This window comes from Bradyrhizobium sp. 147, from assembly GCF_023073935.1.
Lineage (GTDB): Bacteria > Pseudomonadota > Alphaproteobacteria > Rhizobiales > Xanthobacteraceae > Bradyrhizobium.
This window is the reverse complement of record NZ_JADPKL010000112.1, coordinates 1-1178: the sequence shown is the minus strand read 5'-3', so window position 1 is coordinate 1178 and position 1178 is coordinate 1. Positions and strand designations below refer to the sequence as shown.

Here is a 1178-nt window from a genome sequence, read left to right as displayed (position 1 = left end):
CGGCACTTCATCGGGACCCGAATGGTTGAACGAACTTTAGGTTCGCATAACAAGGGAGGGATCGACGAAGATGGCCAAGCATAGCACGATCTGTGCCGGGATCGATACCGGCAAACGGAAGCTTGATGTGGCGATCGAAGGCAGCCGCGAGCAGTTGCAGGTGAAGAACACGGCGGAAGGCCATGAGGCTTTGCTGACGTGGCTGCGACAGCATCGCGTCAAACGCGTCGGCATCGAGGCGAGCGGCGGTTACGAACAGCCTGTCGTCGCCGAACTGCGACGCAAAGGGTTTGTGGTTGTGGTGTTTCAACCGGCTCAGGTCCGGGCCTATGCCACATTCCACCTGCAGCGGGCCAAGAACGATAAGGTCGATGCCGCTCTTATCGCAGCCTGCACCGCTGCAGTGCGGAAGATCCATGCCGCTCCCGATCCTCGGTTGCTGCCGTTCGCCGAGCAACTGACCATGATCGATCAGATCGGTGAGGATATTGCGCGCCTCAAGAACAGGATCGAGAGCTGCCGCAATGCGGCGATGAACCAGCTCTGGCGCGAGGATATCGCTCGCCTGGAGCAACGTGAGAGGGCCGCACTCAAGGCCCTGGTCGCCGCGATTCGCAAGCATCCCGACCTTGCCAAGAGGCTTGCGCTGATCAACAGCGTCGACGGCATCGGGCTGCCGACCGCCGTGGCCATCCTGGTGCGTCTGCCTGAGATCGGCCGGATCACGCGGGAGCAAGCTGTCGCTCTCGCCGGCCTTGCGCCCTATGACGACGACAGCGGCGAGCGGTCAGGCGTTCGGCATATCGAGGGCGGACGCAAGCGGCTGCGTCGCGCGCTTTATACGGCTTCACTGGCCGCATCGTTTCGCTGGAACCCGCAGCTCATCCAGCTCTACCAGAGGCTGACCAAGGCCGGAAAGGAACACAAACAGGCGCTCGTTGCCTGCGCCAGGAAGATGCTCATCTTCGCCAACACAGTGGTGGCCCGCGGCACGCCGTGGTGCGGCGAACCGCCGGTCGGATCACTTTCTGCTTCTTAGTTCGACCGGGACGCGCTTCTTCGTCCCGACCTACGGCCCCTCATGACGTCGCGCGCAGCGTCCGTCAAGGATGGCCGTCGCTCGCTCGAACCTCACGTGGTCTGTTGCCAGGCCACGCCTTGACGGACGCGAGCACGGC

The 1178-nt window shown here is 62.9% G+C and carries 1 protein-coding gene; it reads left to right on the top strand.

The window, feature by feature from the left end; all coding sequences use genetic code 11:
- Positions 1-70: 70 nt before the first annotated feature.
- Complete coding sequence (locus tag IVA87_RS27690; protein ID WP_247301653.1) at positions 71-1039, top strand: IS110 family transposase; 969 nt, start codon at positions 71-73, stop codon at positions 1037-1039.
- The last annotated feature ends 139 nt before the right edge of the window (positions 1040-1178 follow it).